Source organism: Cupriavidus consociatus (assembly GCF_017814975.1).
Lineage (GTDB): Bacteria > Pseudomonadota > Gammaproteobacteria > Burkholderiales > Burkholderiaceae > Cupriavidus > Cupriavidus consociatus.
Window position 1 is genome coordinate 42,866 of record NZ_JAGIQA010000007.1, and the last position, 13,142, is coordinate 56,007.

Below are 13,142 nucleotides of genomic sequence, written 5' to 3' on the forward strand. Positions count from 1 at the left end.
CGAAGCTCAGGCACCGCACCGTTGTCTGGCGGCGCGCGTGCCCTCATCCTCCTCAGACACAGCATTGAAATTGCCGGCATCTTCGATGGCGACTGACAAGTCCAGCTCCATGCGTATCGCCCTCCTGAATCCCAACTCCAGCCAGCACATCACCGACCGCATGCTTGCAGAAGCAAGGCGGGCCACCGGCGACACGTGCGAGATCTTCGGCCTGACCAACGCGGCAGGTCCCACGGTCATACGGTCGCGCGTGGACAATGCCGCTGCCATCGATGGCTTGCTGAACATGGCCAGGACGCTGGATGCCGATGTCGAGGCCGTGATTCTGGGGGTTTCGATGGACACTGCCCTAGACGCACTGCGGCAGATGCTTGAAGTGCCCGTCGTCGGAACGACCGAAGCGGCCCTGGCGACGGCAGGCATGCTCGGCGGCAGGATCGGACTGTTGACCGTCGGCCGTGCCTTGACGCCGTTGTACGGAGAACTGGCGACGTCATACGGCTATGCCGGGCGCGTGGCAGGCATCCGCGGCATCGAAACGGCAGCCCCATATGGCGCCGGACTTGCGCAAGAGGTTTGCGCAATGATGCTCGATGCCGTGACGTCACTCAGCCGGGACGACGGCGCGGACGTGGTCGTCACCGTGGCGGCTGCCTTGTGCGGCTATGTGCCGGCGATTGCCGCGCAGGCAGACGTGCCGGTTCTGGACGGCATCGCTTGTGCGGCCGTACAGGCAGAAGCGCTCGCAAGATTGAGACCGCGCAAGGCGAGCTACGGCAGCTTCGCCACGCCCGGACGCTGAATCAGCTGGCACTATTGCGCGGCCGTCGGCCAGCAGGCCGTCTCGCGTGCGTCAGGATCAGGATGCCGCCGTCTGCAAGAGTTCCTCGACGCCAGGCTGCTCTTTTGTCCGGCTTTGACTGGTCTTGTTGGCGCAGCCCTCAGGAGCGGACTCGCCTGGCGTAACGCCTTGGTTGCGAAGGTGGGCTGCGACCATCTCGCACCAGTTGAGCAACTGGTGCTTGTCAAGATCCGCGACCACGTCTTCACCGAAGAGATTAGTAAGCTCCAGCGCGACGCCTGAAAACTCGGCGCCGTCATCTCGAATGGTCAATACCCCGTCGCCATCCTGGTCGCACATCTCAATCCTTGTGGCGGACATAGCCATTACCTCCTGGAGCTTCGTAACCGTCACCTGGCATGTGACAGCGCTATCAGGCGCTCCCTGCCTTGTCGGTCGCTCGGCCGGCGTATCCATCCTAGAGGATCGGCCTCCCTGGCACCAAGGGGAGTAACGGCGTATTCGCCGCTCCTCCACCTGGGTGCGAAGATGGCGGCCGCCGAAGCGGCGCCCATGGTGCGCAGACTTTTCTTGCATCCACCGGAATACTGTATATATTTACAGTACCTGTATGGATGAACAGTGGGAGTCTGGCCATGGAACACCTGATCCGCGTGCAAAACGACTACGACCGCCAGGTGCTGGCCTGGCTGCGCGGGCGCATCGGCGATGCCGCGCTGCAGACCGTGGCGCTGCGCCTGGGCCGCGAGCGCAAGCCCTATCTGTCGACAGTCTGCCGCAGCCTGGGCATCCGCCCGCCAAGCCGGCGCCAGTTCGCCGCCGAGGCCACGCGCATGCACCGGACCGTGGGCGACCAGTACCTGGTCCGCATCCGCGAGATCCTGGGCCGGGGCCCGGGCGATTCGGCGAAGGACGCCACGATCCGCTGAGCCCTGCGGCGCCGGCGCAGCACGCGACCAGCCCCGCTGCCAGCACTGGCGCGGGGCTTATTCTTTGGTCCGGCCATCGCACCTATCCGCAGCCTTGCCGGCGTGCGACTGACTATGATCAGAGATGCGGCCGCCCATGCGCGGCGCTCCACGCAACCACCGGACACTGTCATGAGCAAGATCGGCTTTATCGGGCTTGGCGTGATGGGCAAGCCCATGGCGCAGCACATCGTCGACGGCGGACATACCGTGTTCGCCCATACCCGCAGCGGCGTGCCGCAGGACCTGCTGGATGCGGGGGTGCAGGCCTGCAGCAGCGCCGAGGAACTGGCGCGGCAGTCGGACACCATCATCCTGATGCTGCCCGACACCCCGGACGTAGAGCAAGTGCTGTTCGGCAAGGAAGGCGTCGCTGACGGCCTTGCCGAGACCGCGGGCGGCGTCACGGTGATCGACATGAGTTCGATCTCGCCGATCGCCACGCGCGAGTTCGCGCGCTGCATCGAGGCGCTCGGCGTGGACTATGTCGATGCGCCGGTGTCCGGCGGCGAAGTTGGCGCCAGGGCCGGCACGCTGTCGATCATGGCCGGCGGCAAACAGGAAGTGTTCGAACGCGTGCTGCCCCTGCTGCAGCTGATGGGCAAGAACATCGTGCGCGTGGGCGAAGTTGGCGCGGGCCAGGTGGCCAAGGTGGCCAACCAGGTGATCGTGGCCCTGACCATCGAGGCCGTCGGCGAGGCACTGGTGCTGGCCGCGCGCGCCGGCGCCGATCCCGCGCGTGTGCGCGAGGCACTGATGGGCGGCTTTGCCAGTTCGCGCATCCTGGAGGTCCATGGCGAACGCATGATCAAGCGGACCTTCGATCCGGGCTTCCGCATCGCCTTGCACCAGAAGGACCTGGAACTGGCGCTGTCCACCGCGCGCCAGCTGGGCGTGGGCCTGCCGAACACTGCGTCGTGCCAGCAGCTGTTCAATGTCTGCGGCGGCCTTGGCGGAAGCGGCTGGGACCATTCCGCGCTGGTGCGGGCCATCGAGCACCTGTCGTCGTTCGCCATCGGCGACACGCCGCCGGCAGCCTGAACCCCGGCCGCGATACCCCGGTCGCTATGTCGAGCGTACATACACCCCTGGCCCGCATGCCGAGTGCGAACACCGTCGTGCTGACCACACTGGCCATGCTGGCTTTTGCCGGCAATTCCCTGCTATGCCGGATGGCGCTGGAAGGCACCACCATCGATGCGGGCAGCTTTACGCTGGCGCGCGTCGCCGCGGCGGCTGCGGTGCTGTGGATCATCGTGGTGGTGCAGCACCGCCTGCTGCGAGCGGACACGGGGGCATGGTTCCCGCCGCTGGCCGGCAACTGGGTCTCCGCGCTGGCGCTGTTCTGCTATGCCGCGGCGTTTTCGTTCGCGTACCTGCGCCTGGGCGCCGGCACCGGCGCGCTGCTGCTGTTCGCTGCCGTGCAGGCCACCATGACGGGCTATGGGCTGGCGGCCGGCGAGTCGCTGCGCATGCAGCAGTGGATCGGCCTGGCGCTCGCGCTCGCGGGGCTGGTGTGGCTGTTGCTGCCGGGACTGGCCACGCCGCCGCTGTTGTCGTCGCTGCTGATGATCGCGGCTGGCGTCGCCTGGGGTATCTATTCGCTGCACGGGCGGCGCAATGCCGATCCGGTAACGACCACGGCCGGCAATTTCCTGCGCGCGGTGCCGCTGGCACTGGCGCTGGCCGCGGTGATGCACGCGCAGCGTTCGCTGGACCGGGCCGGCCTGGTGTACGCGCTGCTGTCCGGCGCGGTGACGTCCGGGCTTGGCTACGTGGTCTGGTACGCGGTGGTGCCGCGCCTGCGCGCGGCCACCGCCGCAACGGTACAGCTGAGCGTGCCGATCATCGCCGCGGCAGGCGGCATCGTGCTGCTGGATGAAACGCTGACGCTGCGGCTCGCCGTCAGCGCGGTGGCCGTGCTCGGCGGCATCGCGCTGGTGATTGCCGGCAAGGCCCGCGGAGCACAGGTGCTGCGCTAGTGACCTGTCCCGGAACCAGCTTGCCAAGCTGAAATCGTCCAGTTGGCCGTCAGGCTAGGCGCGAGGAGGCGCCAGAGCCGTAGCTATGGCAACGACGAGCAACGACGCATGGCGGACAACTGGGCGATTTCAGGGCGAGCTATTTGCGGGACAGGACACTATGCCGCGCCGGCGTCGATGCGCGCCATTCCTTCGCTGAAACCGCCGCCATGGAACACCAGCGGCGCCCCCGGCGCGGTGCCATAGGCCACTACCTCGACCACAAACACCATGTGGTCGCCGAGGGAGCGCACCGAGCGGTGCCGGCAGATAAACGTCGCCAGCGCGCCGGCGAGCAGCACCGTGCCGCACGGCCCGGGGCGGCAGTCGACGCCGGCAAAGCGGTCGATATCACGGTCAGCAAAGCGCCGGCACAAGGCCAGCTGCCCGCTGCCCAGCACGTTGATCGCATGACAGGGCGCTGCGCGCAGCGCCGGCAGGCTGGCGGAAGCGCGCGCCAGGCACCACAGCAGCAGCGGCGGCGCGAGCGATACGGAAGTGAAGGCGTTGATCGTCACGCCCACCGGCCGGCCCTGCGCATCCGCGGCGGTCACCACCGTCACGCCGGTGGCGAACTGCCCGAGCGCGTCGCGCAACGCGCGCCGTGCGCGGGCATCGTGGCCCATGCCGCCGGAGGCCCCGCCCAGGTCATCGCAGCCGCTGTCGTTGCAGGCCTCGGTGGCATACGGCAGCGGGGCCAGTGCGGGCATCATTGCGCGGCCTGCCGCACTTCGCCGGGAGGCGCATCGATATCCAGGCCCAGCGCCATGCGTCCCGAGTACTCCTGCTGGGCACCGGCCTGCAACGGATGGAAGCGCGCGCCTTGCGCATCGCGGAAGCGGCGCTCCAGCCCGGCGTCGCGATAGAAGCCGGCACCGCCGGCCAGGTCCATGGCCGCTTCCACGGTCGCCAGCACCGCGCGCGCCGCGAGCGTGCGCCCGCACATGATGCGGTTGGTGGTCACCGCGCCCGGCGCCTGTCCCGACGCTGCGTCGAACATCGTATCCAGCGCCATGCTCGCGGCTTCCGCTTCATTGCAAAGGCGGCCGGCCGCTTCCACCGCATGCGCGTTCAGGCGGCGCTGCCGCGCCAGTTGCAGGGCAATGTCGCGCGCCGCTTCGGCAATGCCGACGTAGACCGCATAGATCAGCGGCAGCGCAATCATCGAGACGGTATGCATCATCGGATGCCACACGCCTTGCGGGCGGCGCGCGGCGACGGCGGTGTCGGGCACCAGCACGCCTTCGAGCAGCACATCGTGCGAGCCCGTGCCGCGCATGCCCAGCGTGTGCCAGTTCGACATCACGCTCACACCGGGGCTCTTCATGGGCAATGCGAAATGCAGCACCGTGGGCCCGGCTTCGGGATCGTCGTACACCGCACAGGTCATGAACAGGTCCGCCACAGGCGCGCCGCTGGCGAAGATCTTGCGCCCGTCCACGCGGAAGCCGCCATCGACGCGCGTGGCCCTGCCGCTGCCCTGCAGCCAGTCCGAGCCACCGCTGCCCAGCAGTACCATCTGCTCGCCCGCCACGCGCTTGAGCAGCCCTTCCACCGGCGCCTTCTGATTGCGCCAGCGCCATGCCGCGGTGGCCACTGGGTGCGTGTGCATGGCAAAGGCCAGCGCGGTCGATCCACAGTACTTCCCCAGCTCGCGCAGCACGGTGCCAAGCTCCTGGTGCGACAGGCCGGCACCGCCCAGTTCCTGCGGCACGGCGGCGGCAAAGAATCGGTGCGCGCGCAGGTCGTCGTAGTTCGCGCTGACGAACTGCCCGCTCGCGTCGATCTCGGGGGCGCGGGTGTCGAAGGTGCGGCCCAGCGCCGCGGCAAGTGCGAGCCAGTCGGCCTGCGCACCTGCGCTGGCATCGGGGGCGGTAACTGTTTCCATGGTGTTGTCTCCGGCTTGTCTGATCCGTGCCCGGCTGCCGTTGTCCGGCCCGTGGCACGGTGCTAGTATCGGAGCCCGGTCCCCTTGCCCGTATGATCGGGCGTCCGGCTTTCTTGCGCGAAACACCGGATCTGGAGGAAAGTGACCATGGATGCCTTGTCCGACCTGCTGCGCGCCGTGCAACTGAGCGGCGCGGTCTTCCTCAACGGCGAATTCAAGTCGCCGTGGTGCCTGGTGTCTGAAGCGGATGCTGAATTGCGCGCCGCCTTCCTGCCTGGCACCGATCGCGTCGTTTCCTACCACCTGATTACCGAAGGCGTGTGCTGGGCCCGGCTTGTCGGCAGCACGGGGCCGGGCGTGCGCGTGGAGTCCGGCGAGCTGCTGGTGGTGCCGCAGGGCGAGCCGCACGTGCTGGGCAGCGACCTGCACCTGCAGCCGGTGCAGTCCGCGCCGCTGGTCGCGGACATGCTGCGCAACAGCCCGGGCGAAGTCATGCGCGTGTCGTACGGCGGCGGTGGCGAGACCACGCGCATGGTGTGCGGCTTCCTCGGATTCGACGACACCATGGGAAATCCGCTGCTGACCTCGCTGCCGCGCCTGTTCAAGGTGGGACTCGACAACGGCATCGAATCTGCGTGGCTGGCGACCGCACTGGCCTTCGCCACCTCGGAAGCGGCCGAGCCGCGAGCGGGCACCGCCACGGTGCTGGCCAAGCTGTCGGAACTGCTGTTCGTGCAGGCGGTGCGGCGCTGCATCGACACGCTGCCGGACAACGAAAGCGGCTGGCTCGCCGCGCTGCGCGACCGTTACGTGGGGCGTGCGCTGTCGCGCATGCATGCGCGCCCCGCCTACCCGTGGACGGTGGATGAACTGGCCGGCAACGTCGGGCTGTCGCGCTCCGCGCTGGCGCAGCGCTTTACCGACCTGCTCGGCCAGCCGCCGATGCAGTACCTGGCGCACTGGCGCCTGCGCACCGCGGCGGCGGAACTGCGCAGCGGCAGCCGCTCGATCGGCGAGATCGCGGGGGCGGTCGGCTATGACTCCGAAGCGGCGTTCAGCCGGGCGTTCAAGCGCGAGTTCGGCCTGCCGCCGGCAAGCTGGCGCCGCAGCCGCGCCGACGACGAACGCATGGCGGTTACGGCTGCGCACTAGACCCGCGCCCGGAAATTCCCTGCGAACGAAAACGGCCCGTGCCTGGAGCACGGGCCGTTGCTTTTCTGCGCCTGCGGTCCGCAGGCGATTACATTTTCTGCTTGGTGTTTTCCGCCGCGCCTTGCACCTTCTCGCCGCCGCGTTCGATATCCTTGCCTGCACCGGCCATGGTGTTGCAGCCCGTGACCAGCATCACGCCAGCGAGGGCAAACAGTGCGAATAGCTTTCTCATGACGATCTCCTTGCTTCGTGTGGAAGCGGCATGCGCCGCCAGGATGGAATAGCTCGGAATGGCTTGACCGGGCAGCTTCATGCCCAACCGGCAATTGGATCGTAGCAATCGTCAACCGCACGAAAAGTCGGCTTTCGTCCTACCCCGATGTCAGCCGACGGCGCGACATGTCGCCGGGATGTAGGACAGCGACCGATATCCGCATGCCGAGGCTTCGCTTAGAAATGTAGGTCCACACCTGTCCACTTCACGGGAGACCGCCATGACGTCACGCAGCATCCACGTGCTTCCTGCCGCCACCGATAACGACAATGCCACCCGCGACGGCGAATGGGCCCTGTCCATCGAAGGCATGGATGGCACGTGCGATGGCGCGGAAGCCACGGCGCTGCACTTTCCCACCCAGGAAGCCGCCATCGCCGCGGGCTGGATGCGGGCGCGCCAGGACGGCGTATCGCTGTGCATCCACGGGCGCGACGGCCTGGTGCGCGAGCGCAGGATTTACTGCCGCGACCCCAGGGCCATGGCCCGCGTGGGGCAGTGAATCTGGTATGGCAGGCTGGATACGCCAGCCCGCGCCCGGCATTGGCGCGTGCATTTCGCCATCGCCGGGCAACACTCCATTGCGCGATCAACGTTAAGTCAGACGAACGGCGCCGAAATCGCTGCATGCAATTGACGGGTTCAGTGCCAATACTAAGACCAGGCACTTACAGAGACCCGTCATGTCCCGAATCCTCAGGTACCGTCCGCTCGACATCTATACCGACCCGCTCGAGGCCAGGATCGCCGAATTGCACGAAATAGCTACCGACGTGCACGCCAGGCAGGCCCGCAGATGGCGCCGACAGAACGCCGGTGCCGGGGTGGCCGGCGGCCCGGAACACCGGTTTCCTTGCGGCAACCCGCAAACCCGGCACTGAAGGCCTTCCCACCACGCTCCTCAGAATGTGAACAACTGTCATATCGGGTTGGCAAAGACATGACCCCTGCGAAAGAATGGATTCCCGCATCGCGACGGCCCGAAAGGGTCAGGCAGATGCTCCAATCCTCTACGCAGCGACATGGATCGAACCACCCGGGAATGCGTGCTGGCGCTGATGAACTGCCTGCGTGCCAAGGGGCCAATGCCCCGGCACGGGCTTGCCGCCGCCAGCCGCCTGAGTGCCGCGGAACTGACCCGCGCCCTGAAATCCGCCCGCCAGATGGGCGTCGTCGCTTATGCGGGCGAACCAGACATTGCCGCGCAGGCCGACAGCTTGCTGGTACTGACCGGCAGGCCGTTGCCGCCGCCTCGCAAGGTCACGCCGGCCACGCGCGACAACACGCCGCACTTCCAGCCGTTGCTGGACGCCTGGGGCATCGCCCGCCCGGCGCGCCGCCACGTATCGTAAGAATTGCCGGCGCCACATGCGCCGGCAGTGCGGTTCTTACAACCGCCGGTAAGGCAAACAAGGGACGATCAAGCATCGACCAGACGGCGCACAAACGGGACATAAAGCTCCCCACATGTGTCGCAGATGCGTCCTACCCGCGGCGCGCCCGCCTCACCGTCAATCCCGTAGCGGCGTACGCCGCTTTCCCATGGCGGCAACGCTCTGGCGCCTCCCCTGCCCGCCCTCCGGTATGGAACTTGCGCGACGCTTGAGGCTTACCCCTGAGCGCGCGACATGAGGCCAACGAATCCGCCCCCGACGCAGCCAACGCCGGACACTCTGCAGGCATTGCAGGAACCGCCCCCCTTTACGCTGGAACCGGGGCGCAACTGCTGGCGTGTCGAACCTTGCCAGCGCTTTGCCATGCTCGTCGACGGCGATGCCTATTTCCGTGCGCTGCGCGAAGCGTTGCCGCGCGCCGAGCACACCATCTTTATCCTCGGCTGGGACATCGACAGCCGCATGGAGCTCGTGCCCGAAGGCGCGCAAGACGGCCTGCCCCAAGGGCTGCGCGACTTCCTCTGCACGCTGGCCGACCGCCGTCCCGACCTGCGCATCTACATCCTGAGCTGGGACTACGCCATGGTGATGGCGATGGAGCGCGAATGGCTGCCTTCGGCCAGCGCGCACTGGCAGGCGCATCGGCACCTGTCGTTCCGACTCGACGGCAACCATCCTCCAGGCGCCTCGCACCATCAGAAGGTGGTGGTGATCGACAGCAAGGTGGCTTTCGTCGGCGGGCTGGACCTGACGCTGCGCCGCTGGGACGACAACAGCCACGCGCCAGGCGCGCCGCTGCGCGTTGCCGAAGGCAAGCCCTATCCGCCTTTCCATGACGTCCAGTGCGCCCTCGATGGCCAGGCCGCCGCCGCGCTCGCCATGCTGTGCGCGGCGCGCTGGCTGCGCGCGACGGGCCGCAAGCCGCGTCCGCCGGCGGCAACATCCTCGGATCCCTGGCCGCCCAGCCTGGCGCCGGAACTGACCGACGTGCGCGTCGGCATCGCCCGCACCATGCCGGTGTGCGAGGACGAGCCAGGCGTGAGCGAGATCCGCATGCTGATGCGCGACGCCATCGCCTCGGCCCGGCACAGCATCTACATGGAAAACCAGTACTTCAGCTCGGGCGTGATCGCCAAGGCGCTGGCCGGACGGCTGGGGCGCGACGACGGCCCGGATATCGTGCTGGTGTCGCGGCGCAACGAAAGCGGCTGGCTGGAGGCGCACAGCATGGGCGTGCTGCGCGCGCGCCTGTACCGGCGCCTGCGCGCGGCGGACAGCGGCGACCGCTTTCACCTGTACTGCCCCACGATCCCCGGGCTGCTGCCGGAATGCGTCAACATCCACAGCAAGGTCACGGTGATCGATGACGATTTCCTGACCATCGGCTCGTCCAACCTCAGCAACCGTTCGCTGGGGCTCGACACCGAGTGCAACGTGGTGGTGACCTCGGGCGGCGACCCGCGCGTGCGCAAGGCCATCGCGGCCATGCGGGCGCGGCTGCTGGGCGAGCACCTGGACGTCGCGCCCGAGGCATTCCAGGCCAAGGTGGCCGAAACGCGCAGCCTGCTGGCGGCCATCCGCGCGCTGCAGCGAAGCGATGGCCGCACGCTCGAAGACTACGCGCCGCCCTTGCCGGACGACCTCGATGCCGCCTCCCCGGCCGACCACCTGCTCGACCCGATCGAGCCCATCGACAGCGACCAGGTGCTGGCCGAGTTCGTCAGCCACGAGGCGCGCCCGCGCGTAATGGGCCGTGTCGGCGTGATGGTGGCGCTGGCGCTGGCGCTGGCGGGACTGGCCTTCGCCTGGCGCTATACGCCGCTGCGCGAATGGGCGGATTTCCGCGCGCTGCTGGCCGTGGTCGAGCGCCTGGACGACATGCCCATGGCGCCGCTGGCGATGATGGGGATATACCTCGCAGGCGCCGTGACCATGCTGCCAGTGACGCTGCTGATCCTCGTGACCGTGGTGGTGTTCGGGCCGCTCTACGGCGCCGCGCTGGCGCTGGGCGGCACCATGCTGAGCACCGGCACGGGCTACCTGGCAGGCCGCCTGCTCGGCCGCAATACGGTGCGGCGCTTCGGCGGCCGGCGGCTGAACCGGGTCAGCCATCAGTTGGGCAGGCACGGCGTGCTGGCGATGGTGGTGTTGCGCCTGGTGCCGATCGCACCGTTCTCGCTGGTCAACCTGCTGGTCGGCGCCTCGCGCATCAGCCTGCGCGACTGCCTGGTGGGCACGGCGCTGGGGATGCTGCCGGGCATCGCAATCTCGGCCTTCCTGGTCGACCGCGTTGCCGCCGCGGCGCGCGACCCGGGGCTGGCGACTTTTGCCCTGCTGGTGCTGGTGCTGTTGCTGCCGGCCTCGCTGCTGCTATTGCTGCGGCGCCGGCGGCGGCGCAATGCCGAGCGCCGCAAGGCGGAACGGCACCGGCAAGTGAATCAACAGGACAGCCAATCGGGCAGCCAGCAGGACGGCAAACAGGACAGCCAGCATGACGACCAGCATCACGGGCCAGGCGGTCCCGGGCGCCGGATGGCGCGCGTCGCCCACGCCGCAGGCGAGCGCACCTGAGCGTCAGGCACGGGAGCCGCACTAGCGCTTGCGGCGGTAAGTCGCCTTCATGATCTCGGTCCACTCGCCGTTCTCGCCTTGCATGAACGACGTCAGCGTCCGTTCGCCGTCATCCTTGAAGGCGATCACATCGCGGTACTGGACGGTGCGGCCATTGCCCGAACAGTCCGGGCCCTCGGCGCGCAGCGTCAGTTGCTGGCCGCCGGCATCGAGGTCGCCCTCGTAGACCCACAGGTGGGTCATCATCGAGCCGATAAAGGTACCGACGAAATGCTTGCGCGCCGGGTCGTAGCCCAGCGTCATCACGGTGGTGGCGGGGCCGCAGCCCGGCATGTCGCCCTGCGCCGTGCCCTGTACCCAAAGCTCGCCAATACCGGTCACGCGCTCGGGGATCTGCCACTTCTGCGCAGGCTGATCCGGTCCCATCACGGCCTCGCCTTCGGCCATCCATTCGCCCACCAGCCGTTGCAGCCAGCGGTGTTCCTTCTGTGCTTCGGTCTTCATTCAGGGTCTCCTGGCGTTTGCGGCCACCACGCCCCGGCACGGGCGCTTGTGGATGCCGTACACATAGGTTAGCAAAGAAAATGGACAGCGTACACATTTCTTTACGGCACGCCGCGCACGGCGGCAGTGCTCGGCTGCCTCGGCCGGACTTACTGCGGCAGCCGCACCTTGGGCACAACGAACTGGTTGCCTGGCGCGCGCATGACGTCGCACTGGACCTTGGCCTTGCGCACGGCGCCATCCTGCGCGAGGTACTCGACATCGCCCACCACGCTGTAGGCGTCTTCCGCGACCTTGCGGGTCTTGCCACTGACCCACTTGAAGCTGCCGGGGTTGGGCAGCGCGGCCTTCACAGCCTTCATGCAGGCGATCGGGGCTTCGGGGGCCTCGTCGCGCCCGCGCGGCTTTGGTGCCTCATTCCCCGCCTGCGCGGCCTGCACAATCGCCGTGCAGCCAAGCGACAACACCAGCACGAGTCCGGCGGACAGGGAACGCGGGGAAAGCGACGAGCGCGGCGAAAGCATCTTGGAGACTCCTGGACCGGGGGCAAAAACTGCACGGGCGCCACATTTTAACGCCCGCGCCAATGCCGGTCAGTCCGCCGGCGCATTGTAAAAGTTCCCAGGTCGCCACTGGCGCCCGGCGTGCTACAGTGACCCGCGCATCCTGATCTGCCCGCAAGCATGAAAACGCTGTTGATCGTCTACCACACCATGACCGGCGGCACCCGCCAGATGGCCGAGGCCGCCGCGGCGGCCGCGCGCACGCAGGAAGGGGTCGCCGTCGTGCTCAAGCGTGCGGCCGAAGCCGGCCCGGACGATGTGCTGGCCGCCGACGGCTACCTGTTCGCCACGCCGGAAAACCTCGCCGCCATCGCGGGGATGATGAAGGACTTCTTCGACCGCTGTTATTACCCCGCGCTGGACCGCATCAACGGCCGCCCCTACGCCACCATGATCTGCGCCGGCAGCGATGGTCAGAACGCACTGCGCCAGCTCGAGCGCATCGCCACCGGCTGGCGCCTCAACCCGGTTGCGCCCGGCCTCATTGTCTGCACGCACGCACAGACGCCGGAGCGCATCCTTGCGCCCAAGCAGATCGAAGCGGATGACCTGGCGCGCTGTGCGGCGCTGGGCGAAGGCCTGGCGGCAGGACTGGCGCTGGGCGTGTTCTGACCGGGCCGGGAGCCTGTGCCAGCGTGATCCCCGTCCGGGAACGGGAATTGCACCACTATGGCATCCGCCCCCTGAGCGCACCCGAGCGCCGCGCCATGGAAGACCCCGAAGTCACTGCCGCCGAAGCCCGCCGCGATCCGCTGGACAGCACCGCCCGCGGCCCCATGCGCGTGGTCGAGGCGCTGACTCAGACCGCCCTGGTACTGATGGCGGCCACGCTCGCCTGGGTGCTGTGGCGGCGTACCGATGCCTTTGCCTGGTTCGGCTCGCTCGCCCCGGCGGCATGCGCGGCGCTGGCGCTGCTTGCGACGATCGTGGCACTGCTGGGCGTCTGGTTCGGCCTGCATGCCTGGCGGCGCGTGGGCTGAGGCAAGTCCGGGCTGGCGCCATGTG

Annotated in this window: 17 protein-coding genes; 11 read left to right on the forward strand and 6 right to left on the reverse strand. The window is 68.1% G+C overall.

Annotation, left to right across the window (positions count from 1 at the left end):
* Nucleotides 1–109: 109 nt before the first annotated feature.
* Complete coding sequence (locus J8I82_RS11565; protein WP_209757437.1) at nt 110–802, forward strand: aspartate/glutamate racemase family protein; 693 nt, start codon at nt 110–112, stop codon at nt 800–802.
* Between the two features lie 57 nt (nt 803–859).
* Here the strand turns inward: J8I82_RS11565 and J8I82_RS11570 are convergent, their stop codons facing one another.
* A complete protein-coding gene (locus J8I82_RS11570) occupies nt 860–1,162 on the reverse strand; it encodes a hypothetical protein (RefSeq protein WP_209757438.1) in 303 nt (100 codons plus the stop codon).
* A 275-nt stretch (nt 1,163–1,437) separates the two neighbouring features.
* Between J8I82_RS11570 and J8I82_RS11575 the strand changes: the two genes are divergently transcribed.
* The 3 genes from J8I82_RS11575 to J8I82_RS11585 all read left to right on the forward strand — a co-directional run bounded on the left by J8I82_RS11575 (nt 1,438) and on the right by J8I82_RS11585 (nt 3,752).
* On the forward strand, nt 1,438–1,731 hold the full coding sequence (locus J8I82_RS11575; RefSeq protein WP_209757439.1) for a CppA family protein: 294 nt from the start codon (nt 1,438–1,440) through the stop codon (nt 1,729–1,731).
* Nucleotides 1,732–1,902: 171 nt separating this feature from the next.
* A complete protein-coding gene (locus tag J8I82_RS11580; protein WP_245179641.1) occupies nt 1,903–2,811 on the forward strand; it encodes a 2-hydroxy-3-oxopropionate reductase in 909 nt (302 codons plus the stop codon).
* 56 nt (nt 2,812–2,867) lie between these two features.
* Nucleotides 2,868–3,752 (forward strand): DMT family transporter, encoded by an 885-nt coding sequence (locus J8I82_RS11585; RefSeq protein WP_209757442.1) that lies wholly within the window; start codon nt 2,868–2,870, stop codon nt 3,750–3,752.
* Between the two features lie 158 nt (nt 3,753–3,910).
* Here the strand turns inward: J8I82_RS11585 and J8I82_RS11590 are convergent, their stop codons facing one another.
* A complete protein-coding gene (locus tag J8I82_RS11590; RefSeq protein WP_209757444.1) occupies nt 3,911–4,504 on the reverse strand; it encodes a flavin reductase family protein in 594 nt (197 codons plus the stop codon).
* Nucleotides 4,501–5,679, reverse strand: a complete 1,179-nt coding sequence (locus tag J8I82_RS11595; protein WP_209757446.1) for an acyl-CoA dehydrogenase family protein — start codon at nt 5,677–5,679, stop codon at nt 4,501–4,503. The genes J8I82_RS11590 and J8I82_RS11595 overlap by 4 nt, the downstream gene beginning before the upstream one ends.
* Nucleotides 5,680–5,826: 147 nt before the next feature.
* On the opposite strand from J8I82_RS11595, the gene J8I82_RS11600 reads away from it, so the two are divergent.
* Entirely contained in the window at nt 5,827–6,831 is a 1,005-nt protein-coding gene (locus J8I82_RS11600) for an AraC family transcriptional regulator (protein WP_209757448.1), read from the forward strand.
* An 88-nt stretch (nt 6,832–6,919) separates the two neighbouring features.
* Here the strand turns inward: J8I82_RS11600 and J8I82_RS11605 are convergent, their stop codons facing one another.
* The gene (locus J8I82_RS11605; RefSeq protein ID WP_029044501.1) at nt 6,920–7,063 is read right to left on the reverse strand and encodes an entericidin A/B family lipoprotein; all 144 of its coding nucleotides are present in this window, start codon (nt 7,061–7,063) and stop codon (nt 6,920–6,922) included.
* Nucleotides 7,064–7,325: 262 nt separating this feature from the next.
* Here J8I82_RS11605 and J8I82_RS11610 point away from each other — a divergent pair, with 262 nt between their 5' ends.
* The 4 genes from J8I82_RS11610 (at nt 7,326) to J8I82_RS11625 (ending at nt 11,070) form a co-directional block, all read left to right on the forward strand.
* A complete protein-coding gene (locus J8I82_RS11610; protein ID WP_209757450.1) occupies nt 7,326–7,607 on the forward strand; it encodes a DUF2188 domain-containing protein in 282 nt (93 codons plus the stop codon).
* 181 nt (nt 7,608–7,788) lie between these two features.
* Complete coding sequence (locus J8I82_RS11615) at nt 7,789–7,986, forward strand: hypothetical protein (protein ID WP_209757452.1); 198 nt, start codon at nt 7,789–7,791, stop codon at nt 7,984–7,986.
* A gap of 141 nt (nt 7,987–8,127) precedes the next feature.
* A complete protein-coding gene (locus J8I82_RS11620; RefSeq protein WP_245179643.1) occupies nt 8,128–8,457 on the forward strand; it encodes a hypothetical protein in 330 nt (109 codons plus the stop codon).
* Nucleotides 8,458–8,733: 276 nt separating this feature from the next.
* Nucleotides 8,734–11,070 (forward strand): VTT domain-containing protein, encoded by a 2,337-nt coding sequence (locus J8I82_RS11625; protein ID WP_209757454.1) that lies wholly within the window; start codon nt 8,734–8,736, stop codon nt 11,068–11,070.
* A gap of 21 nt (nt 11,071–11,091) precedes the next feature.
* On the opposite strand, the gene J8I82_RS11630 is transcribed toward J8I82_RS11625, so the two are convergent.
* Complete coding sequence (locus tag J8I82_RS11630; protein ID WP_209757455.1) at nt 11,092–11,574, reverse strand: DUF1579 domain-containing protein; 483 nt, start codon at nt 11,572–11,574, stop codon at nt 11,092–11,094.
* Nucleotides 11,575–11,723: 149 nt separating this feature from the next.
* Nucleotides 11,724–12,098: a DUF2880 domain-containing protein gene (locus J8I82_RS11635; RefSeq protein ID WP_209757456.1), complete on the reverse strand. Its 375-nt coding sequence runs from the start codon at nt 12,096–12,098 to the stop codon at nt 11,724–11,726.
* 159 nt (nt 12,099–12,257) lie between these two features.
* Between J8I82_RS11635 and J8I82_RS11640 the strand changes: the two genes are divergently transcribed.
* Both J8I82_RS11640 and J8I82_RS11645 read left to right on the forward strand, forming a co-directional pair.
* Nucleotides 12,258–12,749 carry a flavodoxin family protein gene (locus J8I82_RS11640; RefSeq protein ID WP_209757457.1) on the forward strand — a complete coding sequence of 164 codons (492 nt, stop codon included), beginning with the start codon at nt 12,258–12,260 and terminating at the stop codon, nt 12,747–12,749.
* 23 nt (nt 12,750–12,772) lie between these two features.
* The gene (locus J8I82_RS11645) at nt 12,773–13,117 is read left to right on the forward strand and encodes a hypothetical protein (protein WP_245179646.1); all 345 of its coding nucleotides are present in this window, start codon (nt 12,773–12,775) and stop codon (nt 13,115–13,117) included.
* The last annotated feature ends 25 nt before the right edge of the window (nt 13,118–13,142 follow it).

Excerpts from the sequence above, each read along its gene's own strand:
- J8I82_RS11565 (WP_209757437.1), top strand. The coding sequence starts at position 110 with ATGCGTATCGCCCTCCTGAATCCCAACTCCAGCCAGCACATCACCGAC.
- J8I82_RS11570 (WP_209757438.1), bottom strand. The coding sequence starts at position 1,162 with ATGTCCGCCACAAGGATTGAGATGTGCGACCAGGATGGCGACGGGGTA.
- J8I82_RS11575 (WP_209757439.1), top strand. The coding sequence starts at position 1,438 with ATGGAACACCTGATCCGCGTGCAAAACGACTACGACCGCCAGGTGCTG.
- J8I82_RS11580 (WP_245179641.1), top strand. The coding sequence starts at position 1,903 with ATGAGCAAGATCGGCTTTATCGGGCTTGGCGTGATGGGCAAGCCCATG.
- J8I82_RS11585 (WP_209757442.1), top strand. The coding sequence starts at position 2,868 with ATGCCGAGTGCGAACACCGTCGTGCTGACCACACTGGCCATGCTGGCT.
- J8I82_RS11590 (WP_209757444.1), bottom strand. The coding sequence starts at position 4,504 with ATGATGCCCGCACTGGCCCCGCTGCCGTATGCCACCGAGGCCTGCAAC.
- J8I82_RS11595 (WP_209757446.1), bottom strand. The coding sequence starts at position 5,679 with ATGGAAACAGTTACCGCCCCCGATGCCAGCGCAGGTGCGCAGGCCGAC.
- J8I82_RS11600 (WP_209757448.1), top strand. The coding sequence starts at position 5,827 with ATGGATGCCTTGTCCGACCTGCTGCGCGCCGTGCAACTGAGCGGCGCG.
- J8I82_RS11605 (WP_029044501.1), bottom strand. The coding sequence starts at position 7,063 with ATGAGAAAGCTATTCGCACTGTTTGCCCTCGCTGGCGTGATGCTGGTC.
- J8I82_RS11610 (WP_209757450.1), top strand. The coding sequence starts at position 7,326 with ATGACGTCACGCAGCATCCACGTGCTTCCTGCCGCCACCGATAACGAC.
- J8I82_RS11615 (WP_209757452.1), top strand. The coding sequence starts at position 7,789 with ATGTCCCGAATCCTCAGGTACCGTCCGCTCGACATCTATACCGACCCG.
- J8I82_RS11620 (WP_245179643.1), top strand. The coding sequence starts at position 8,128 with ATGGATCGAACCACCCGGGAATGCGTGCTGGCGCTGATGAACTGCCTG.
- J8I82_RS11625 (WP_209757454.1), top strand. The coding sequence starts at position 8,734 with ATGAGGCCAACGAATCCGCCCCCGACGCAGCCAACGCCGGACACTCTG.
- J8I82_RS11630 (WP_209757455.1), bottom strand. The coding sequence starts at position 11,574 with ATGAAGACCGAAGCACAGAAGGAACACCGCTGGCTGCAACGGCTGGTG.
- J8I82_RS11635 (WP_209757456.1), bottom strand. The coding sequence starts at position 12,098 with ATGCTTTCGCCGCGCTCGTCGCTTTCCCCGCGTTCCCTGTCCGCCGGA.
- J8I82_RS11640 (WP_209757457.1), top strand. The coding sequence starts at position 12,258 with ATGAAAACGCTGTTGATCGTCTACCACACCATGACCGGCGGCACCCGC.